17 protein-coding genes are annotated in these 21,107 nt (G+C 65.6%); 11 read left to right on the forward strand and 6 right to left on the reverse strand.

The window, feature by feature from the left end:
- Positions 1–55: 55 nt before the first annotated feature.
- Complete coding sequence (locus K410_RS0124220; RefSeq protein ID WP_349509806.1) at positions 56–1,630, forward strand: hypothetical protein; 1,575 nt, start codon at positions 56–58, stop codon at positions 1,628–1,630.
- Between the two features lie 194 nt (positions 1,631–1,824).
- Positions 1,825–3,075: a multidrug effflux MFS transporter gene (locus K410_RS0124225; protein WP_028137262.1), complete on the forward strand. Its 1,251-nt coding sequence runs from the start codon at positions 1,825–1,827 to the stop codon at positions 3,073–3,075.
- A 278-nt stretch (positions 3,076–3,353) separates the two neighbouring features.
- On the opposite strand, the gene K410_RS0124235 is transcribed toward K410_RS0124225, so the two are convergent.
- Positions 3,354–4,961 (reverse strand): ABC transporter substrate-binding protein, encoded by a 1,608-nt coding sequence (locus K410_RS0124235; RefSeq protein ID WP_028137263.1) that lies wholly within the window; start codon positions 4,959–4,961, stop codon positions 3,354–3,356.
- Between the two features lie 269 nt (positions 4,962–5,230).
- On the opposite strand from K410_RS0124235, the gene K410_RS0124240 reads away from it, so the two are divergent.
- The 8 genes from K410_RS0124240 (at position 5,231) to K410_RS0124275 (ending at position 15,795) form a co-directional block, all read left to right on the forward strand.
- Positions 5,231–6,361, forward strand: a complete 1,131-nt coding sequence (locus K410_RS0124240; protein WP_028137264.1) for a M20/M25/M40 family metallo-hydrolase — start codon at positions 5,231–5,233, stop codon at positions 6,359–6,361.
- A 240-nt stretch (positions 6,362–6,601) separates the two neighbouring features.
- Positions 6,602–7,543 (forward strand): ABC transporter permease, encoded by a 942-nt coding sequence (locus K410_RS0124245; RefSeq protein WP_028137265.1) that lies wholly within the window; start codon positions 6,602–6,604, stop codon positions 7,541–7,543.
- Between the two features lie 21 nt (positions 7,544–7,564).
- Entirely contained in the window at positions 7,565–8,452 is an 888-nt protein-coding gene (locus K410_RS0124250) for an ABC transporter permease (RefSeq protein WP_028137266.1), read from the forward strand.
- 132 nt (positions 8,453–8,584) lie between these two features.
- Positions 8,585–10,234, forward strand: coding sequence for an ABC transporter ATP-binding protein (locus K410_RS0124255; RefSeq protein ID WP_028137267.1), 1,650 nt, complete (start codon positions 8,585–8,587; stop codon positions 10,232–10,234).
- Between the two features lie 268 nt (positions 10,235–10,502).
- Positions 10,503–12,008 (forward strand): M81 family metallopeptidase, encoded by a 1,506-nt coding sequence (locus tag K410_RS0124260; RefSeq protein WP_028137268.1) that lies wholly within the window; start codon positions 10,503–10,505, stop codon positions 12,006–12,008.
- A 13-nt stretch (positions 12,009–12,021) separates the two neighbouring features.
- Positions 12,022–13,194 (forward strand): M20 aminoacylase family protein, encoded by a 1,173-nt coding sequence (locus K410_RS0124265; RefSeq protein ID WP_028137269.1) that lies wholly within the window; start codon positions 12,022–12,024, stop codon positions 13,192–13,194.
- A complete protein-coding gene (locus K410_RS0124270) occupies positions 13,187–14,608 on the forward strand; it encodes an amidase (RefSeq protein ID WP_028137270.1) in 1,422 nt (473 codons plus the stop codon). Before K410_RS0124265 ends, K410_RS0124270 begins: the two co-directional genes overlap by 8 nt.
- 296 nt (positions 14,609–14,904) lie before the next feature.
- Complete coding sequence (locus tag K410_RS0124275; protein ID WP_028137271.1) at positions 14,905–15,795, forward strand: crotonase/enoyl-CoA hydratase family protein; 891 nt, start codon at positions 14,905–14,907, stop codon at positions 15,793–15,795.
- Between the two features lie 96 nt (positions 15,796–15,891).
- On the opposite strand, the gene K410_RS0124280 is transcribed toward K410_RS0124275, so the two are convergent.
- Together K410_RS0124280 and K410_RS0124285 are read right to left on the reverse strand one after the other, a co-directional pair.
- A complete protein-coding gene (locus K410_RS0124280) occupies positions 15,892–16,869 on the reverse strand; it encodes an NADPH:quinone oxidoreductase family protein (protein ID WP_028137272.1) in 978 nt (325 codons plus the stop codon).
- Positions 16,869–17,477: a 2-hydroxychromene-2-carboxylate isomerase gene (locus tag K410_RS0124285; protein WP_028137273.1), complete on the reverse strand. Its 609-nt coding sequence runs from the start codon at positions 17,475–17,477 to the stop codon at positions 16,869–16,871. The genes K410_RS0124280 and K410_RS0124285 overlap by 1 nt, the downstream gene beginning before the upstream one ends.
- A gap of 322 nt (positions 17,478–17,799) precedes the next feature.
- Between K410_RS0124285 and K410_RS0124290 the strand changes: the two genes are divergently transcribed.
- Positions 17,800–18,822: a methionine synthase gene (locus K410_RS0124290; protein ID WP_028137274.1), complete on the forward strand. Its 1,023-nt coding sequence runs from the start codon at positions 17,800–17,802 to the stop codon at positions 18,820–18,822.
- A gap of 25 nt (positions 18,823–18,847) precedes the next feature.
- Here the strand turns inward: K410_RS0124290 and K410_RS0124295 are convergent, their stop codons facing one another.
- From K410_RS0124295 to K410_RS0124305, 3 genes are all read right to left on the reverse strand, one after another.
- On the reverse strand, positions 18,848–19,465 hold the full coding sequence (locus K410_RS0124295; protein WP_028137275.1) for a hypothetical protein: 618 nt from the start codon (positions 19,463–19,465) through the stop codon (positions 18,848–18,850).
- 93 nt (positions 19,466–19,558) lie between these two features.
- Complete coding sequence (gene gpt, locus K410_RS0124300) at positions 19,559–20,086, reverse strand: xanthine phosphoribosyltransferase (RefSeq protein ID WP_028137276.1); 528 nt, start codon at positions 20,084–20,086, stop codon at positions 19,559–19,561.
- Positions 20,087–20,127: 41 nt separating this feature from the next.
- Positions 20,128–20,865, reverse strand: coding sequence for a competence/damage-inducible protein A (locus tag K410_RS0124305; protein WP_028137277.1), 738 nt, complete (start codon positions 20,863–20,865; stop codon positions 20,128–20,130).
- Positions 20,866–21,107: the final 242 nt, after the last annotated feature.

A 21,107-nucleotide genomic window follows, 5' to 3' on the forward strand; every position in this document is an offset into this window, starting at 1 on the left:
GGGCGGCGCGAGCGGCCTTTACTCCACCTTAGATCGTCCTCGCCTAAAGCGAGCGATGTCTGCCCCGTCGATGCAGACCCAGGGAACGCAGGGCCTGGAGCGGCTGGCTTCGATGGTGAGAGCTCCGATGGACGCGCGCGAGGATTGGTCCCGGTCCAGGATTGGCGGAAGAGGCGCGGCGTCCGCATCTCACCTGCACGGGGTCGAGGTCTACGTCTTCCTGATCGCCTTCCTCGCCGTGTTCTACCTGTCGAACGGCCCGCTCCTGCTCGGCCATTACGATCTGGGCTGGCACCTCGCCGCCGGAGACCTGATCAGGCAGCGGGGCGAAGTGCCCTTGCAGGATCCGTGGGCGTTCACCGTCGGCGACAAGCGATGGTACAATCTGTCCTGGCTCTGGGACGTGATGGCCAGCGCGCTGTATCAGCAGGCCGGCTTTGCCGGGATCGTCCTCATGGTCGTCGCCTCCGGCGCGGTCATCGCCGGCTATCTCGCCTTCTGCGGCTTGAGCTGCGGCGCTTCGGCCCCCGCGGTCTGCATTGCGGTGTTCGCCGCGTGCCTGCTCTATCCCTGCTACGAAGCCTCGCCCAACATGTATCTGGCGGCATCGCCGAACATCGCGACGATGTTGTTCGCGGTGGTGTTTTACGCGGAATGCCTGCGGCGGGGGCGATGGTTCCTGCTGCCGCCGATGATGATCGTCTGGGTCAATCTGCATGGCGGCTTCATGCTCGCCTTTCCGATTCTCGGTGTCTTCGCCGGCGTCGCCTTGCTGCGGCGGGACTGGACAGGCTTTCGCGATTACTGCCTGGCGGGCGTCGGGTGCTTCATCGCGATCTTCGTCAATCCGCTGGGATGGCACATCTATGACGGCGTGACGGCGACGCTGGGTCATTTCGTGCAGGCCGACATCAGCGAATGGCGGTCCTATTTTCACAACGTGGAGCTGCCGGGGAGCCTTCCCGGCATCGCCTATGCGCTGACATTCGCGGTCCTGGAGCTGCGCTACCGAAACTCCACGCGCGTGCCGCTCGAGGCGCGCGTGCTGGCGTGGCTCTTCCTTTTTCTCGGTCTCTACCAGTTCAGATACACCGCGTTCTTCTTCATCTTCTCCAGCGTGCCGATGGCGCTGCACATCGACCGGCTGCTGCCGAAGCTCCGGGGCCTCGAGGTGCGGCGCGCGATGCTGGCGGCAGGCGTCGTCGGCATGTTGTTGCTGCCCGTCACGTTCATGCAGGTGAGACCGGCGCTGGCATTGCCGGACATGCTCTCGGAAGCGGATGCCCGCTATCTCGAGGCGCACAGCCCGCGCGGGCACCTGCTCAACCATTGGAACGTCGGCGGGCTCCTGATCTTCAGAACCCAGGGATCGGTGCCCCTCTTCGTCGACGGCCGGGCTGCGACCGCCTACCCCGACGCGCTGCTGCGGGACTATCTCGCGCTGGTGCGGTGGGACATCGAGGCGGCGACCTGGGACAAGGTGATCGCCAAGTACAGGATCGATGCGGTGCTCTGGATCAGAGCGCATGACCAGCTGCGGCACTTCCTGGTCGGCGAGAGGGGCTGGAAAGAGGAATATACCGGCGCGTATGTCAGCCTCTACACACGGCAACAGGCCGCTCCCAGATAAGGCCTGCCGGGGCTTGAGCCGGCCGAACCAGCGATGAACACACCGGCGATCGATGCCGGGGTCGGTCCTGCGCAGGGCTGACCGCTCACCAAGTCTTGTCCGCACCCGCTCCGTCTGCCAGCCATCCCGAAACGTGGGTTGTGCAGCGCAGCATAGGCAGCGGATAAAGCCCTTGAAATCGAGAGGTGAGCTTCTTGTCTGACGTCAATGCCGACGACTGGGTGTCCACGGGACACCGCCCGATGCGCTTTCCGGAATTCGTCATCGTGATCGCGTCCATCATGGCGCTGAATCCACTCGCGATGGACATGATGCTGCCGGCGCTGCCCAATATCGGGGCAGCCTTCAGGATTCCCGTCGCCAATCATCTCCAATTGGTGCTGTCGACCTTCCTGATCGGCTTTGGTGTCGGCCAGTTCGTCATGGGCCCCCTGTCGGACCGCTTCGGCCGCCGGCCGGTGCTGCTCGGCGGCATGGCGGTCTATGCGGTGGCGAGCGTGCTGGCGGTCGCCGCGCCCTCATTCGAGACGCTGCTGCTGGCACGTGCGCTCCAGGGACTCGGCACCGCGGCGACGCGCGTGATCGCGACTTCGATCGTGCGCGATTGCTATGTCGGCCGCCGCATGGCCAGCGTGATGTCGCTCGCCATGATGGTGTTCATCGCGGTGCCCGTGGTCGCCCCCTCGTTCGGACAGGCGGTGCTGCTGGTGACCGCGTGGCGCGGCATCTTCGTCGTGCTGATGCTGTACGGCCTGCTCGCACTCGCATGGTGCGTGCTGCGGCTGCCTGAAACCCTGCCCCAGTCCGAGCGCCGGTCGCTGGCGCCCGCCGACGTGCTTTCGGCGTTCCGGCAAACCGTCACCCATCGCCAGACCATCGGCTATGCCACGGCCGCCGGCAGCGTGATGGGCGCCCTGTTCGGTTATGTCTTCTGCGCCCAGCAGGTCTTCACCGACATCTATCGCCTCGGCCATTACTTCCCGCTCGCTTTCGCGGCGATCGCGGCCGGCGTCGCCATTGCCGGCTTCCTCAATGCAAGGCTGGTCGGGCGGCTCGGCATGCGCGTGATCTCGCACGGGGCGCTGACGCTCTACACATTCGTGGCCGTCGTGATGCTGCTGACGGAATGCCTCGGCGTGCTGCCGCTCGCCTTGTTCATGGTGCTCTCAGCCCTGATGATGTTCTCGTTCGGCATGATGGTCGCGAACTTCACCGCACTCGCGATGGAGCCGCAGGGCCACATCGCGGGGACCGCCTCGTCGCTTTACGGCTCGATCACGACGCTGATCGGGATCGTGGTCGGCATGGCGATCGGGCAGAGCTTCGACGGCACGCTGCTGCCGTTCTCGATCGGCTTCTTCCTGTCGACGCTCGCCGCGCTCGGGATCGTGCTGGTGGTCGAGAAGGGACGGCTGTTCAGGCCGCATCATCGCCCCATCGCCTGAGGAACTTCCCGGACCTCTCGATGTTGTACTGCAGCAATTGAAGGGATCGGCGAGATGGAACAAGAGAGCAGAGCGGATCAGCCCGCGTGGGAGACCGAGCGGCCTGCCCCCGGCGAAATATCCGAGGAGCAGCCGAACCGAAGCCTGCCATTCGCAAGCGAAGGTCTCGAGCAGGTGCGCGACAGCCACTGCTGATCGAGACCGATATCCTCGCAACGAAAAGGCGCCGCGGTTTCACCCGCGGCGCCTTTCGCTTTTCAAGCGCAGGCGGGGGTCGCCTACTCCTTCTTGTCGATGTTCCAGAACACCGGCGTCGCAGGACCGTCGAGCACGCCGGTCAGCGATTTGCGCCAGCCGCTCGGGATCAGATACTGCCCCAGCGGAATGTAGATCACCTGCTCATAGGCTTGCTTCTGGATGTCGGCGGCGATCTTCTTCTGATCGTCGACCGAGGCCGCGCGGACGAAAGCGTCCTTGAGCTGCTCGATCTTGGCGTCCTCCGCCCAGCCGAACCAGCCCTTCTTGCCCTGGCCGCCGATCGAGAGATTGGCGATCGGGTTGGACACGTCGGCCGCGACCCAGTTGGTGAAGAACATGTTCCAGCCGCCTTCCTTCGGCGGCTTCTGGCTGGCGCGGCGGCTCACCACCGTCTGCCAGTCGGTCGCCTGAAGGTCGACCTTGAAGCCGGCCTCGCGCAGCAGCTGGGCCGCAACGATCGGCTGCGCCTTCAGCGTCGTGACATCGCCAGGGGCCATGATCACGATCGGCGTACCGTCATAGCCGGACTCGGCCAGCGCCTTCTTGGCTTCCGCCATTCCGTTGCCCTTGATCAGGGTCTCGGAGCCCGCATCGGTTGCGAGTGGCGTGTCGCAAATGAAGAAGGCGCCGCAGATCTTCTGATATTTGGCGTTGCCGACCAGCGCGTCGAGCACGTCCTTCTGGTTCATCGCCAGCAAGGCGGCGCGACGCACCTTCACGTTGTCGAACGGCGGATGAAGGAAGTTCATCCGGCCGAGCGTCTGAAAGCCGAACTTGTTCAGGACCTCGATCGTGAGCTCCTTGTTGGGTTCCAGCACTGGCAACATGTCGAACGGCAGGTTCTCCATGAAATCGATGTCGCCCGACTGCAGCGCGTTCACCGCGGTCTGAGAGTCCGGCATGGTGATCCACTCGACGCGGTCGACCTTCACGACCTTGCCGCCGGAGGTCCAGCTCGCCGGCTCCTTGCGCGGCACGTAATCGGTGTTCTTGACGTAGACCGCCTTCACGCCGGGCTGGAATTCGCCCTGCACGAACTTGAAGGGACCCGAACCGATTTGCTCGGGGATCTGCTTGTCCGGCGGCGTCTCGGCGAGGCGCTTCGGCATCATGAAGGCGACGCGCGAGGACGGCTTGCCGATGGAGTCGAGCACGAGGCCGTAGGCCTCCTTCAGCTTCAACGTGATGGTCTTGGCGTCGGTTGCCTCGATGCTCGCGGTGAAGTCCATGAGCTTCTGGCCCATGCCGTCGACCGCAGCCCAGCGCTTCAGCGAAGCGACGCAATCCTCCGCCGTTACCGGCGCGCCGTCATGCCACTTCAGCCCGTCGCGGAGCGTGAAGGTGTAGGTGAGCTTGTCGTCGGAGATCTTCCAGTCCGCCATCTGCGGCTGGACCTTGAAGCTCGAATCGGTGGCCACCAGCGTGTCGTAGACCATGTAGCCGTGGTCACGCGTGATGTAGGCCGTGGTGAAGATCGGATCGATGATGCGCAGATCGGAATGCATCACCGCCGTGATGGTCTTGCCGGCGGCGAGCACCGGCGAGGCAAGCGCCGTCGAAAGCGCGACGACAGACAGCGCGAGTTTGGAGGCAAACGCGCGAGGCCCCCGGCGCATGAAGTGCAACATAAAAAGTTTCTCCTGACGTGAAACTGTTCAAAGGCGGGTTATTGATTGAGCATGTGGTTCATTCCCTGGGCGAACTAACCCCATGCAATGCCTTTGTCTTTCGAGACTTGCAGACAGTGCCGAGCGCGTCAATCCGGTTTCGCTGCAGGCCCTGGCGGCGTGCGCACGGGCTCCACAAGGATCGGTTTGGCACTACAACACTCTCCGCTCGTCTCGCCCCGCGGCGATGCAATGCGCGTTCCATCTTTCGAAGCTTGAGAGACATTGAGATGAATCCAGCCAATCTTCCCTTCGATTCCGAGGCCATGCTCGAAGGCTTGCGCACCTGGGTGGAATGCGAGAGCCCGACCTGGGATGCCAACGCCGTCGACAAGATGCTCGATATCGCAGCGCGGGATATGGCCATCATGGGTGCGACGATCGAGCGCATCGCGGGCCGTCAGGGCTTTGGCGGCGTGATCCGCGCGCGCTTTCCGCACCCGAGACAGGGCGAGCCCGGCATCCTGATCGCCGGACACATGGATACCGTCCACCCGGTCGGCACCATCGAGAAGCTGAAATGGCGGCGCGAGGGCAACAAGTGCTACGGCCCCGGCATCTATGACATGAAGGGCGGCAACTACCTCTCGCTGGAAGCGATCCGGCAGCTGGCGCGCGCATCCTTCACCACGCCGCTGCCGATCACCGTGCTGTTTACGCCGGATGAGGAAGTCGGCACGCCCTCGACGCGCGACATCATCGAGGCGGAAGCCGCGCGCAACAAATATGTGCTGGTGCCCGAGCCCGGCCGTGCCGACAACGGCGTCACCACCGGACGTTACGCCATCGCACGCTTCAATCTCGAGGCGACGGGACGGCCGAGCCACGCCGGCGCGACGCTGTCGGCCGGCCGTTCGGCAATCCGCGAGATGGCGCGGCAGATCCTTGCGATCGACGCGATGACGACGGAGGACTGCACCTTCTCGGTCGGCGTCGTGCATGGCGGGCAATGGGTCAATTGCGTTGCCACGACCGCCACCGGCGAAGCGCTCTCCATGGCCAAGCGGCAGGCCGATCTGGACCGTGGCGTCGAGCGGATGCTGGCGCTGTCGGGCACGACCAACGACGTCACCTTCAAGGTGACGCGCGGCGTAACGCGCCCGGTATGGGAGCCGGATGCGGGCACGATGGCGCTGTACGAGAAGGCGCGCGGCATCGCCAAATCTCTCGGCGCGGAATTACCGCATGCGAGTTCCGGCGGCGGCTCCGACGGCAACTTCACCGGTGCGATGGGCATCCCGACGCTCGACGGCCTTGGCGTGCGCGGCGGCAACGGCCACACGCTGGAAGAGTATATCGAAGTCGAGAGCCTCGTTGAGCGCGGTCGGCTGATGGCGGGACTCTTGGCGACGCTGGAGTGATGGTGCAGGCCGTCATTCCGGGGCGGCGCGTAGCGTCGCACCTGGAATCTCGAGATTCCGGGTTCGCGTCTGCGACGCGCCCCGGAATGACAAAGCATCGGAAGGGGCTACACGCTCCCAAAACAGCTGACCGCACTGCAAAAACCGCGACCCTGATGGCACGGGAATTGCTGAAATGTTAGGCTGATGGCAGAACAGACCCTCGCTGCCACGATTTGACTCTAATCTGACGGATCCAACTTGCTCGGATATCTCCTTCGCCGAATCCTCGCCGCCGTGCCCGTGATGGGCGTCGTCGCGCTGTTCGTCTTCCTCCTGCTCCGCCTCACCCCTGGCGATCCCGCCGCGATCCTCGCCGGCGACAATGCGACGCCCGAGCGGCTGGAGCGCATCCGGACCTCTCTCGGCCTCAACGAGCCGCTGATCGTGCAGTTCATCACCTGGGTCAACAAGCTGCTGCACGGCGACCTCGGGACGTCGCTGATCTCCAACCTGCCGGTGATCAAGATGATCAGCCAGCGCGTCGAGCCCTCGATCTCGCTCGCGCTGTCGACGATCATCCTCGCCGTCGTCATCGCAGTCCCGCTCGGCGTGATCGCGGCCTGGAAGCACGGCACCTGGATCGACCGCTTCGTGATGGGCCTGTCGGTGCTCGGCTTCTCGGTGCCGGTGTTCGTGGTCGGCTATGTGCTGATCCAGATCTTCGCCATCGAACTGCGCTGGGTCCCGGTGCAAGGCTTCCGCAGCGTCTTTAACGGCTTCGGGCCGTTCTTCGAGCGCATCATCCTGCCGACCTGCGCGCTTTCCTTCATCTACATCGCGCTGATCGCCCGCATGACGCGCGCGGCGATGCTGGACGTGCTCGGCGAGGATTACGTGCGCACGGCGCGCGCAAAAGGCATCAACGAGGTTGCGGTGATGATGCGCCATGCGCTGCGGAACGCCGCAGTACCCGTGATCACCGTGATCGGCACCGGCTTCGCACTGCTGATCTCCGGCGTCGTCGTTACCGAGAGCGTGTTCAACATACCCGGCATCGGCCGCCTCACCGTGGACGCGGTGCTGGCGCGCGACTATCCGGTGATCCAGGCGATGATCCTGCTGACATCGCTCGTCTATGTCGTCGTCAATCTTCTGATCGACGTCGCGTACACCCTGCTCGATCCCCGGATCCGGTACTGAGGCAAGGATTTAAGAACGAACATGTCGGTCGATACCCTTCCCCAGTCCTCCATTCCGATCACGTCGCCGCTGCGGCCGCGGTTCGGATTCCTCACCTCGACGCCGATCATCGCCACGGCGACGGTCCTGCTCGCCTTGATCGTGCTGGTCTCGATCTTCGCGCCGCTGATCGCGCCCCATGATCCGATCCAGCTCGCACCGTCGCAACGGCTCAAGCCGTCGTCCGCGCAATTCCTGCTCGGCACCGATGCCTACGGCCGTGACCTGGCCTCGCGCGTCCTCTATGGCGGCCGCATCTCGCTGCTGATCGGCATCGGCGCGGCCATCCTGTCGATTGCCATCGGGCTCGCGATCGGCCTCGTCTCCGGCTTCTTCAAGCTGGTCGATGCCGTGCTGATGCGCGTCATGGACGGCCTGATGGCGATGCCGAGCATCCTGCTCGCGATCGCCGTGGTGTCGCTGTCCGGCGCCAGCCTCTGGACCGTGCTGATCGCAATCACGATTCCGGAGATCCCGCGCGTCGCGCGCCTGGTGCGCTCCGTCGTGCTCTCGGCACGGGAGGAGCCTTACGTCGAAGCCGCGATTTCGGTCGGCTCCAGCCTGCCGAAAATCATGTTGCGGCACCTGATGCCGAATACGGTCGCCCCGCTGATCGTGCAGGGCACCTATATTTGCGCCAGCGCCATCCTCACCGAGGCCATCCTGTCCTTCCTCGGCGCCGGCATCTCGCCGGAGACGCCGACCTGGGGCAACATCATGGCCGAGGGCCGCCAGTACTTCCAGATCAAGCCGTCGCTGATCTTCTGGCCGGGCCTTCTGCTTTCGATCGCCATCCTCAGCATCAATCTGATCGGCGACGCCGCCCGCGACGCCCTCGATCCGCGCATGAAGCAGCGGGAGGGGAAGTGAGGTCCTCAGTTTCGTCACTCCGGGGCGCGACGACGTCGCGAACCCGGAATCCATTTCAACACCGACACTGCGGCCCGATGAATTCCGGGCCCGCGCTGCGCGCGCCCCGGAATGACGGCGGAGAGAATTGACGTGACCAACATTATCCTCGACATCAACAACCTCGTCGTCTCCGTCGGCAAGAAGCCAGGCGGGCCGAAGATCATCGACGACATCTCGATCCAGGTGCGCGAGCGCGAGACGTTGTGTCTTGTCGGCGAAAGCGGCTCGGGCAAGTCGGTGACCTCGCTCACCACGATGGGCCTGCTGCCGAAGGGCACACTGGTGCCCACCGCCGGCAGCATCAAACTGGTCGGCGAGGAGCTGCTCGCCGCCACCGATCGCCGCCTGCGACAGCTTCGCGCCACGCAGATGGCGATGATCTTCCAGGAGCCGATGACCGCGCTCAATCCTGTGGTGCCGGTCGGCCGTCAGATCGACGAGGTGCTGCGCGTGCACACCAGCCTCGACGCCAAGGCGCGCAAGAAGCGCATTCTCGACATGATGGAGCAGGTTCACCTGCCCCAGGTCGAACGCATCTTCGCGTCCTACCCGCATCGGCTCTCCGGCGGCCAGCGCCAGCGCATCATGATCGCGATGGCCCTGGTGCTGGAGCCGAAGCTGCTGATTGCCGACGAGCCGACCACCGCGCTCGACGTCACCACGCAGAAGCAGATCCTGACGCTGATCCGCGAGCTGCAGCGCGATCACGGGACCGCCGTGCTGTTCATCACCCACGACATGGGCGTGGTCGCCGAGATCGCCGACCGCGTCGCGGTGATGCGGCAGGGCCGCCTGGTCGAGACCGGCCCGCTCGACACCGTGCTGCGCAATCCGACCATGGAGTACACCCGCAATCTGCTCTCAGCGGTGCCGAGCCTAGTGCCGCGCGCGGCCCGACCCGAGACCAAGGAGCCGGTCGTGCTGGAAGCCAACGAGCTCAGCAAGGTCTACAAGGAGCGCGCCTTCTTCGGCAAAGGCCGTGAGGTCGTCGCCGCCGACAAGGTGACGCTGACCCTGCGCAAGGGCCGCACGCTCGGCATCGTCGGCGAAAGCGGCTCGGGCAAGTCGACAGTGGCGCGCTGCATCGTCCGCCTGATCGACCCGACCTCCGGCGGCATCCGCCTCGCCGGCCGCGAAATCGCCGACATCTCGCGGCGCCTGCTGCAGCCGCACCGGAAGAAGATCCAGATCGTGTTCCAGGATCCCTACCGCTCGCTCAACCCGCGCGTCACCGTCGGCGAGAGCATTGCCGAAGGCCCGATCAATTACGGCGTCGCGCACGCTGACGCTATGAAGCGGGCGCGCGAGCTGCTCGAGCTGGTCGGCCTGCCCCCCGACGCGGTGTCGCGCTATCCGCACCAGTTCTCCGGCGGCCAGCGCCAGCGCATCGCCATTGCCCGCGCGCTCGCGCTCGATCCGGACGTGCTGGTGGCCGACGAAGCGGTCTCCGCGCTCGACGTCTCGGTGCAGGCGCAGGTGCTGGACTTGCTCGACGAGATCCAGACCCGGCTCGGCATCGCCATCCTGTTCATCACCCACGATTTGCGCGTCGCGGCGCAAATCTGCGACGAGGTCGTGGTGATGCAGCATGGCCGCGTGGTCGAGCAGGGCCCGGCCGCCGAGGTGCTGACGCATCCGCAGCAGGCCTACACCAAGGCGCTGCTCGACGCCGCGCCAGGACGCGGCTGGGATTTTGCGAACTTCCGGCCGGTGGCGGAAGGTGTGGGGGCCGCACTGTAGCTCTCTCCGCTGTCATTCCGGGGCATCGCGAAGCGATGAGCTATGGTGCGCAATTGCGCACCTGAGAATCCATCGGACAGCGGATTCTGTAGCGCAATGGATTCCGGGCTCGCGCTCCGCGCGCCCCGGAATGACAGCGGAGTGTGGGCGCACCCGCGGCATTCCCAAAACGTCCTGACCCTATGCACGGCGCGAGTGCTTCCCGCCTTGCTCTCTCCTTCGCGCCGGGGCTAACGTCGCGCACTTTCAAAACGCTGGACTTGAATTGATGACACGTATCGCCGTCGGCGGCTTCCTGCACGAGACCAACACTTTCGCTCCCACCAAGGCGACCTTCGCCGATTTCCAACATGGCGGCGGCTGGCCGGCGATGACCGAGGGGGCCGACGTGCTGAAGGTGATGCGGCGCATCAATGTCGGCCTCGCCGGTTTCGTCGACAGCGCCGAGACCAACGGCTGGGAACTCGTCCCGACGATTGCCGCCGCGGCGAGCCCTTCCGCGCACGTCACCAAGGACGCCTTCGAGCGCATCGTGAGCGTGATGATCGACGGCATCGCAGCCGCGGGCCCGATCGACGCGGTCTATCTCGACCTGCACGGCGCGATGGTGACCGAGCACCTCGACGACGGCGAAGGCGAGATCCTGGCGCGGGTCCGCCGCGTCATCGGCAGGGATGTTCCGCTGGTCGCCAGCCTCGACCTCCACGCCAACGTCACCCCCGAGATGATCGAGCATGCCGACGCGCTGATCGCCTACCGCACCTATCCCCATGTCGACATGGCCGAGACCGGCCGCGCCTCGGCGCGCCATCTCGCTCTGCTGCTGAAGACGAATCAGCGCTTCGCAAAGGCGTTCCGACAATTGCCGTTCCTGATCCCGATCAGCTGGCAATGCACCAACGACCAGCCGACCAAGGGCATCTATGAAAAGCTCGCGGCCCTGGAGGGCGATGCGGTCCCGACGCTGTCTTTCGCGCCGGGCTTTCCCGCCGCCGACTTCCGCGATTGCGGGCCGAGCGTGTTCGCCTATGGCACGACGCAAGCGGAGGCCGATCGCGCCGCGGATGCGGTCATGCGGCTGGTCGAAAGCCACGAAGACGATTTCGACGGCAAGATCTGGTCGCCCGACGATGGCGTGCGCCACGCCATGGAACTGGCCAAGAACGCGCGCAAGCCGATCATCATCGCCGACACCCAGGACAATCCCGGCGCCGGCGGCGATTCCGACACCACGGGCATGCTGCGCGCGCTGGTGCGCAACAAGGCGAGCGCCGCGACCGGCGCGATCTACGATCCGGTCTCGGCCAAGGCCGCGCATGCGGCCGGCGTCGGCGCCACCGTGACGCTGTCGCTCGGCGGCAAGTCCGGCATTCCCGGCGACGAGCCCTACACCGAGACCTTCGTGGTCGAGCAGCTCTCCGACGGCCGCTTCATCGCGCCGGGTCCATATTACGGTGGCCGCGAGATGGAGATGGGCCCCTCTGCAGCCTTGCGCATCGGCGACGTCCGTGTCGTGGTGAGCTCGTACAAGGCCCAGCTCGCCGACCAGGCGATGTACCGCTATGTCGGCATCGAGCCGACGCAAGAGAAGATCCTCGTCAACAAGAGCTCGGTGCACTTCCGCGCCGATTTCGAGCCGATCGCGGAGAAGCTGATGATCTGCGCCGCGCCCGGCGCGATGCCGGCCGACACCGCCTCCCTGCCCTGGACGCGGCTGCGCCCGGGTATCCGCATCAAGCCGAACGGCCCCGCTTTCATTCCTCCCTCACGCTGACTGGACAAAGCACATGCCCACGATCGACCGCATCGACGGCTATGCCGACGAACTCACCGCCATCCGGCGCGACCTCCACGCCCATCCCGAGATCGGCTTCGAGGAAGTGCGGACCTCCGGCATCGTCGCCGACAAGCTGAAGAGCTGGGGCATCGAGGTGCACCGCGGCCTCGGCGGCACCGGCGTGATCGGCGTCATCAAGGGCAAGGGCTCCGGCAGCAAGCGCATCGGCCTGCGCGCCGACATGGACGCGCTGCCGATGGAAGAGAACACCAACCTGAAATGGAGCTCGAAAATCCCCGGCCGCTTCCACGGCTGCGGCCATGACGGCCACACCACCATGCTGCTCGGCACCGCGCGCTATCTCGCCGAGACCAGGAATTTCGACGGCACCGTGCACCTGATCTTCCAGCCGGCCGAGGAAGGCCTCGGCGGCGCCCGCGCCATGATCAAGGACGGCCTGTTCGAGAAATTTCCGTGCGACGAGCTCTACGGCCTGCACAACGCGCCCGACCTCAACCACGGCGAGATCGCGATCCTGCCGGGCCCGGCGATGGCCAGCGCCGACTTTTTCGACCTGCGCATCACCGGCTACGGCGCGCATGGCGCGATGCCCGAGCGCTCGAAGGACGCGGTGATCATCGCGACCACGCTGGCGCAGGCGATCCAGACCATCGTCAGCCGCAACGTCGATCCGCTGCAGGCCGCCGTGGTGTCGATCACCCAGATCCATGCGGGCTCCGCCTACAACGTCATTCCCGGCGACGCGCATCTTTGCGGCACCATCCGCACCTTCTCGAAGGAAGTCCGCGCCCTGGTCAGCGAACGCATCCGCACGATCTGCGCCGGCGTCGCCAGCGCCTACCAATGCGTGATCGACGTCGACATCCGCGACACGTTTGGCGTGCTGATCAACCAGGTCGAGCAGTCCAAGGTGGTCGAGGAGGTCGCGCGCACCATCGTCGATCCCGCCAACGTGATCACCCGCGCCCAGCCCAAGATGGGCAGCGAGGATTTCGCCGACATGCTGGAGACCATTCCCGGAGCCTATTTCTGGGTCGGCCATGACGGCTCGGTGCCGGTGCACAATCCCGGCTTCGTGCTCGACGACAAGATCCTGCCGATCGGCGCCAGCATGTTCGCGCGCATCATCGAGACGCGCATGCCAGTGGGTGCCAATGCATAAGAAGCGTGCCGACGAGGCGGTCACCTCGCTGCACGATCTGTCCGCGGTCGATCTGATCGCGGGCTATCGCGCCAAGCAATTCTCGCCGAGCGAGGTGCTGGAGGACTTGCTCGCGCATGTCGCGGCGTGGGAACCGCATCTGAAGGCGCTCTATGCATTCGATCCCGACGGCGCGCGCGAGGCCGCCAAGGCTTCGTCCGCGCGCTGGACCGGCGGCGAGCCGTCCGGTGCGCTCGACGGCGTGCCCGTCACGGTGAAGGACAACATCGCGACCAAGGGCGTGCCTTTGCCGCTGGGCGCGGCCAGCGTCAAGCTGGTTCCGGCCGAGAAGGACGCCCCGCCCGCGGCGCGGCTGCGCGAGGCCGGGGCGATCATCTTCGCCAAGACCACCATGCCCGATTACGGCATGCTGTCCTCCGGACTCTCCAGCTTCCACGCGCTGGCGCGCAACCCCTGGGACCTCACCAAGAATCCCGGCGGCTCCAGCGCGGGCGCAGGGGCTGCAGCAGCAGCCGGCTATGGTCCCTTGCATCTCGGCACCGATATCGGCGGCTCGGTGCGCCTGCCCGCGGGCTGGTGCGGCCTCGTCGGCCTGAAGCCGAGCTTTGGCCGCGTGCCGATCGATCCCACCTATGTCGGCCGCGTCGCCGGGCCCATGACCCGTACGGTCGATGATTGCGCGCTGATGATGAGCGTGATCGCCAAGCCCGACCGGCGCGACGGCATGAGCCTGCCCGCCGAGCCGCTCAACTGGAAAGGCTTGGAGAAGTCTCCGCGAAAACTGCGGATCGGCTTGATGCTCGATGCCGGCTGCGGCCTGGCGCCGGAGAAGCCGGTGCGCGAGGTCGCGGTGAAGGCGGCGAAGGCGTTCGAGTCCGCGGGCAGCGTCGTCACCGAGGTCGACGGCATCCTGACGCGCGAGATGCTCGACGGCCTCGACGATTTCTGGCGCGCCAGGATGTGGGACGATCTGTCGAAGCTGACGCCGGCCGACCAGGCCAAGGTGCTGCCCTACATCTTCAAGTGGGGCGAGTCCGGCGCCAGGCTCTCGGGCGTCGACGTGATCCGCGGCTTCAACCAGACCATGGCGATCCGGGCCGCGGCAGCAAAACTGTTCTGCGAGCTCGACTATGTGATCTCGCCGACCGCGCCGAACGTGAACTATCCGGCGGAATGGGCCTCGCCGACCAACGATCCCATGAAGCCGTTCGAGCACATCGCCTATACCGTGCCGTGGAATATGTCGGAGAACCCTGCGGTCTCCGTTAACGGCGGCTTCGACGCCAAGGGCTTTCCCATCGGCGTGCAGATCGTCGGCCGCCGCTTCGACGATATCGGCGTGCTCGGCATGGCCAAGGCGTTCGAGGCCCTGCGCGGCGCGCAGCGGCCCTGGCCGAAGCCGCCGGCGAAGTAAGCACCCTCTGTCATTCCGGGTTGCGCCCACTTGGCGCAAGCCCCAATGACTTGGGACAGACAACCTGCGGGAGCCTCTTGCTTACCCTCCCCTGGAGGGGGAGGGTCGGCTCACATTGAGCGCAGCGAAATGTGAGACGGGGTGGGGTGACGGCTCTCCACATCCGACACTGCCCGAGGGGAGAGATCACCCCACCCCGCTCGCGCTGCGCGCGATCGACCCTCCCCCTCCAGGGGAAAGTAAAGAAAACCAGCCTCTGCCGTCTGCGCAGCAAAGAAACAAGGAAGGAAACCATCATGGCGTATGAGACGATCAAGTACGAGGTCGCCGAGCAGATCCTCACCATCACGCTGAACCGGCCCGACAAGCTCAATGCCTTCAACGCGCAGATGCAGTCCGAGCTGATCGACGCGTTCGACGCCGCCGACAAGGACGACAATGTCCGCGCCATCATCGTCACCGGCGCCGGCCGCGGCTTTTGCGCGGGCGCGGATCTTTCGTCCGGCGCCGACACGTTCGACCGCGATGCGCGGCGCGGGCCGGTGAGGCGCCTTGCCGACGGCAGGGTCGATTACAGCGATCCGCAGGTGCGCGACGGCGGCGGCCAGGTCACCTTGCGCATCTTCAAGTGCCTGAAGCCCGTGATCGCCGCGGTGAACGGGCCGGCGGTCGGCATCGGCGTCACCATGCAGCTCGCGATGGACATCCGCATTGCCTCGGACGCGGCGCGGTTCGGCTTCGTGTTCTCCCAGCGCGGCATCGTGCCGGAGGCCGCCTCGAGCTGGTTCCTGCCGCGCATCGTCGGCATCTCGCAGGCGCTGGAATGGTGCTATTCCGGCCGCGTCTTCCCGGCCCAGGAAGCCCTCGCCGGCCGTCTCGTCAGCAAGGTCGTCGCCCCCGATGATCTCCTGCCGACCGCCCGCGCGCTCGCCAAGGAATTCGCGGCGAAGACCGCGCCGGTCTCGGTGGCGCTGATCCGCCAGATGATGTGGCGAATGATGGGCGCCGACGATCCCATGGAGGCGCACAAGGTCGACAGCCGCGGCATCTATGCTCGCGGCCGCTCGGACGACGTCAAGGAAGGCGTGGTGTCGTTCCTGGAGAAGCGTCCCGCACAGTTCAAGAACAAGGTCTCGACCGACATGCCGGACTATTTCCCGTGGTGGACCGAGCGGGAGTACAAATGACGCGTAGCGTCATCCCGGGGCGATGCGAAGCATCGAACCCGGGATCTCGAGATTCCGGGTCGCCCTTCGGGCGCCCCGGAATGACGGCGGTGAGGATCAGTCCATCATCAGCGCGACGCGACCGATTGCCTTGCGGTCGATCAACAGCCGCATCGCCTTCGCATAGTCCGCCAGCGGCAGGCGGTGCGAGACGTTGGGGCGCAGCTTGCCCTGCTCCGCCCATTGCAGCAGTGCCTTCAGGCGCACCTCTCCCAGCGCGGGATTTTTCCGCACGGCTTCGCCGGCACGCACGCCGAGCACGCTGGCGCCCTTGATCAGCAGGAGATTGGTCCTGGCCGAGCCGATGCCGCCGGTGAAGCCGATCACCAGGAGCCGCGCGCCCCAGGCGATGCAGCGCAGCGAATCTTCAAAGACCTGGCCGCCGACGGGGTCGAACACGACGTCGGCGCCGCGACCGTCGGTGATGCGCTTGACGGCATCGCGAAACGGCTCGCGGTCGTAGCGCACGAGATGGTCGGCGCCGCGCGCCTTGGCGACGGCGAGCTTTTCGTCGCTGGATGCGGTCGCGATCACGATCGCGCCGAGCATCTTGCCGATCTCGACGGCGGCCAGTCCCGTGCCGCCGCCGGCGCCGTGCACCAGCAGCACCTCGCCCGGCTCGACCCGGCCGCGATCGATCAGGGCATGATAGGCCGTGCCATGGCCGGCAAGATAAGTTGCGGCTTCCGCGTAGTCGAATGTCGACGGCTTAGGGGTAAGCTGAGACGGCGTGACGACGGCTTCATCCGCAAACGCACCGTGTCGCATCTTGACGATGACCTTGTCGCCGACGGCAACACCCTTGGCCTCCGGGCCGATCTCGGTGACGTCGCCGGCGGCTTCCATGCCCGGCGTGAACGGCAGCTCCGGCTTGAGCTGATATTGGCCGGCCGCCATCAGCACATCGGGAAAATTCAGCCCGGCGGCCCGGATCGCGACGCGCACCTCGCCGGGCTTCAGGACGCGCGATGGATATTCCTCGAGCCGCAATGCTTCGGGCTCGCCGAGCGAGCGGCAGACGACGGCCCGCACCATCAGGCCGCGCTCGCCTTGCTGCGCAGAAGCGCTTCGCGGATCAGCGGCAGGCGGTCGTTGCCGAAATACATGTCGGTCTTGTTCACGAAGATCGTCGGCGAGCCGAAGCCGCCGCGCGCGACCACCTCTTCGGTATTCGCCTTGAGCTGGTCCTTGATGCCCTGCTCCGAGATCCCTGCGAAGAATTTCTGCTCGTCGATGCCGACCTGCCTGCAAATCTCGGCCAGCACGGCGTCCTGCGAAATGTCCTTGTCACCGCCCCAATAGGCTTCGAACACGGCGGTTGCGAACGGCACCATGTCCTTGCCCAACCAGATGCACCCGCGCATCGCCTTGACGCTGTTCACCGGGAACACGGTCGGCGGCATCTTGATCGCAAGGCCTGCCGAGCGCGCCCAGTCCTGCAGATCCTTCTTCATGTAGCGCGCCTTCAGCGGCACGGGCTTCTCGCGCTGCGCATAGACGCTCGGATTGACGGTGTTGAAGATGCCGCCGACCAGGATCGGCCTCCAGACGATCTCCGCGCCCAGCTCCTTGGCCAGCGGCTGGATGTTGTGGAAAGCGAGATAGGTCCAGGGGCTGGAACAGTCGAAGAAGAACTCGATCATGATGGTTCCTTGTGTTTGTCATTCCGGGATGCGCCCGCAGGCGCAGGCCCGGAATCCATTTCACCACCGTCTCTGCGGCACGATGGATTCCGGGCTTGGCGCTACGCGCCGCCCCGGAATGACGGCGTTGCCGTCACCTCTTTCCCAACCCTTCCTCGCACGCTTGCCGAACATGATCTTGCGTGATTCCCTCGCCGAACGGCTCTTTCCTCGGCCCTTCCCTGTCGCCGCGGCTGGAATGGCGAGCGACTTTCGTTGTTCTGTACCTCGACGTTAGGACATGGCAGGAAGGGGCGCAACACAACCTGCCGGGAGGGCCGCCATGCTGTTTCCAACCACGATCGCCGGCTCCTTGCCGAAGCCGGAATGGCTCGCCGAGCCCAACATGCTCTGGGCGCCCTGGAAATCGCAGGGCGACGAGCTTCTCCGCGCCAAGCGCGACGCGACGCTGATCTGGCTGAAGATCCAGGAGGACGCCGGCATCGACGTGGTCACCGAGGGCGAGCAGGCCCGTCAGCATTTCGTCCACGGCTTCCTGGAGAAAATCGAAGGCATCGATTTCGCCCACAAGGTCGAGATGGGCATCCGGAAAGACCGCTACAAGGCGATGGTGCCGCAGGTGGTCGCGCCGCTCCGGCTGAAAGATCGCGTCCATGCCTTCGAGGCGCGCGTGGCCCGCACGCACACCAGGAAGAAGCTGAAATTCACGCTGCCCGGCCCGATGACCATCATCGACACCATCGCCGATCGCTATTATGGCGACCGCGTCAAGATGGCGTTTGCCTTCGCCGAGCTCTTGAACGAGGAAGCCAAGGCCTTGCAGGCCGACGGCGTCGATCTCGTGCAGTTCGACGAGCCTGCCTTCAACGTCTACATGGACGAGGTCAACGATTGGGGCATCACGGCGCTGGAACGCGCCGCGCAGGGGCTGACCTGCACCACCGCCGTGCACATCTGCTACGGCTACGGCATCAAGGCCAACACCGACTGGAAGGAGACGCTGGGCAGCCAATGGCGGCAATACGAGCAGATCTTCCCGGCGATCGACGCGAGCCCGATCCAGCAGGTCGCGGTCGAATGCCGCAATTCGAAGGTGCCGCTCGACCTGCTCGGGCTCCTGAAGAACAAGATCGTGCAGGCCGGCGTGATCGACGTCGCCAGCGACGAGGTGGAGACCGCCGAGGACGTCGTCCAGGTGATCGACGCCGTGTCGAAGTTCGTGCCCAAAAGCAACATCATCGCCACCACCAATTGCGGCATGGCCCCGATGCGGCGCGAGATCGCCGAAGCCAAGCTGATGGCGCTCGGCGCGGGCGCGGCGCTGGCACGCGAGAAGCTGGGATGATGGCGGCGACCTGCAAACGGCTCCGCTAGTCCAGAGCCGTCGGATGCAGCGCCGGCCGATATCCGGCGCTCAGCGCCCGCAATGCGGACGGAGGCGTCAGCAACATCGGGCCGGCCGGCTCGCGCTCGGTGCGGGTATAGCCGGCGGGAGACCATAGCCGCGCCCGGCCTTTCTTCATCAGAAAGCTCTCCTCGCCCAGCTGCACCATCGCGCCATCCGGCAAGTCTGCGAGCGCCACTTGCAGCGGGTGCAACCGCTTGCGGCCGCGATCGAGACGCTCCCGATGCAGCTGCGCGTCCATCTCCTTTGCGCTCACCTTGCTTACGCCATTGCCCTGCTCCCATGCTGCGCGGAAGCGGTTGGCATCGTCGCGGCGGCAGAAGAAGCAGGGGCGGTGCCCCGCGGCAAGCGCGGTGGCTTCGTCGAGAAAGAACAGCTCGGTCCAGCTCCGCCGCGCCATCACCGGCCGCCGCCAGCCGCGGAATTCGCACAGGCAGGTGATCCACGCCGGTGACGACCAGCGCTTCTTCAGCAGAGACTTCGTCGCGGGATCGTGGATGATGCCGCGATTGCCGGTGAACATGCCGCGATGCGGGGTGGCGATGATGTCGCCGGTGGGCGTGACGCGGTTTTGCAGGGGCATTTTTTCGGTACCGTCATTCCGGGGCGATGCGCAGCATCGAACCCGGAATCTCGAGATTCCGGGTTCGCTTCGCGCCCCGGAACGACGAACACCTCACGCCGCCCCGTCGCGCAGCGGCGGGTGGTAGGACAGCGCGGTGTCCCAGGGGAAAAAGATCCAGGTGTCCTGCGAGACCTCGGTGATGAAGGTGTCGACCAGCGGGCGGCCCTTCGGCTTGGCGTAGACGGTGGCGAAATGCGCGTCCGGCAGCATCTCGCGCACCAGCCGGCCGGTCTTGCCGGTGTCGACGAGGTCGTCGACGATCAACAGCCCCTTGCCGGTGCCGCCGCCAAGCTTCATGGCCTGTTCCGAAATGCCCTTGAGGACCTGGAGCTCGCCCTGCTTGTCGTGATCGTAGCTGGCGATACAGACCGTATCGATCACGCGCACGCCGAGCTCACGGGCCACGATCGCGGCCGGCACGAGGCCGCCGCGCGTGATCGCGATCACCGCGTGGAACGGACCGACCTCGTTGAGCCGCCAGGTCAGCGCCCGGCAATCCCGGTGGAATTGGTCCCACGAGACCGGAAAGGCCTTGCCCGCCCGCTCCTGTGCGCTCAGTTCCGGTGCGTCACCAGCCATTGTCGTCTCCTGCGTCGTAAACCGTCCAGCAAGCCGGGGCTTTAACGGCTGACGTTCAATCCTGCCAGCATCTCCTTCACCGCAGCCATCGCTGCCGCCAGCTTCTCCGGATCGCGCGAGCGCACCACCAGGTTGGTGTTCGGCTTCGATTCCTCGTCCATGAAGGGATAGCTGCCGATGATGGTGTCGGGATGGGCGGCGGCGATCGCCCGCAGCGGGCCGCCGATGTCGCCCTCGCGCGCGTTGGCCCGCACCGTGTCGGAGAGCATGCGCACGCCCGATTTCAGCTTGGGCGCGACGATGTCCATCATCGCCTGCATGATCGAGGGCACGCCCGCCATGACGATGACATTGCCGATCTTGAATCCGGGGGCCAGGATGGTCGCGCTCTGGATCAGCTCGGCGCCGTCGGGGATGCGGGCCATGCGCAGGCGGGCCTCGTTGAGGTCCTGCTCGCTCCAGCGCTCGCGAAAACGGGCGACGACCTCCGGGTGGTGGTCGATGCCGACGCCGAACGCCTTGGCGACGGCATCGGCAGTGATGTCGTCATGGGTCGGCCCGATGCCGCCGGTGGTGAAGACATAGGTGTAGCGATGCCGCAGTGCATCCAGGGCCGCAATGATGTCGGCCTCGTCGTCGGAGACGACCCGGACTTCCTTCAGGTCGATGCCGATATTGGTCAGGTATTCGGCGATGAAGCCGATATTCTTGTCCTTGGTTCGGCCGGACAGGATCTCGTCGCCAATGACCAGAATGCCCGCCGTGACGATCTCGCTCATAACTCAAGTCCCTCACCTGTAGCACCGACTTTGCCGGGGTAACGCGTTGAAGTCACGCGGTTTTGCTGCCGAAATAAGCAGTCCTCCGCCATTTTTTCGGGCAGGCCGCCGGCCACCCCCGGCAAATGCTGCCAAGCCATGCTTATCGCGCTGGCCCGGCCCTTGCTACCACATGAAAGTCATGCACTCTTGCCGCATGGCCACAGGACGTTGCGGTCTTCAACAAGGCCTTGCGGCCTGTC

The organism is Bradyrhizobium sp. 22 (genome assembly GCF_000482425.1).
Lineage (GTDB): Bacteria > Pseudomonadota > Alphaproteobacteria > Rhizobiales > Xanthobacteraceae > Bradyrhizobium > Bradyrhizobium japonicum_B.

Coding starts and splice junctions, on each gene's coding strand:
- K410_RS0124220 (WP_349509806.1), top strand. CDS start 56: ATGTCTGCCCCGTCGATGCAGACCCAGGGAACGCAGGGCCTGGAGCGG.
- K410_RS0124235 (WP_028137263.1), bottom strand. CDS start 4,961: ATGTTGCACTTCATGCGCCGGGGGCCTCGCGCGTTTGCCTCCAAACTC.
- K410_RS0124240 (WP_028137264.1), top strand. CDS start 5,231: ATGAATCCAGCCAATCTTCCCTTCGATTCCGAGGCCATGCTCGAAGGC.
- K410_RS0124250 (WP_028137266.1), top strand. CDS start 7,565: ATGTCGGTCGATACCCTTCCCCAGTCCTCCATTCCGATCACGTCGCCG.
- K410_RS0124260 (WP_028137268.1), top strand. CDS start 10,503: ATGACACGTATCGCCGTCGGCGGCTTCCTGCACGAGACCAACACTTTC.
- K410_RS0124265 (WP_028137269.1), top strand. CDS start 12,022: ATGCCCACGATCGACCGCATCGACGGCTATGCCGACGAACTCACCGCC.
- K410_RS0124270 (WP_028137270.1), top strand. CDS start 13,187: ATGCATAAGAAGCGTGCCGACGAGGCGGTCACCTCGCTGCACGATCTG.
- K410_RS0124275 (WP_028137271.1), top strand. CDS start 14,905: ATGGCGTATGAGACGATCAAGTACGAGGTCGCCGAGCAGATCCTCACC.
- K410_RS0124280 (WP_028137272.1), bottom strand. CDS start 16,869: ATGGTGCGGGCCGTCGTCTGCCGCTCGCTCGGCGAGCCCGAAGCATTG.
- K410_RS0124285 (WP_028137273.1), bottom strand. CDS start 17,477: ATGATCGAGTTCTTCTTCGACTGTTCCAGCCCCTGGACCTATCTCGCT.
- K410_RS0124290 (WP_028137274.1), top strand. CDS start 17,800: ATGCTGTTTCCAACCACGATCGCCGGCTCCTTGCCGAAGCCGGAATGG.
- K410_RS0124295 (WP_028137275.1), bottom strand. CDS start 19,465: ATGCCCCTGCAAAACCGCGTCACGCCCACCGGCGACATCATCGCCACC.
- gpt (WP_028137276.1), bottom strand. CDS start 20,086: ATGGCTGGTGACGCACCGGAACTGAGCGCACAGGAGCGGGCGGGCAAG.
- K410_RS0124305 (WP_028137277.1), bottom strand. CDS start 20,865: ATGAGCGAGATCGTCACGGCGGGCATTCTGGTCATTGGCGACGAGATC.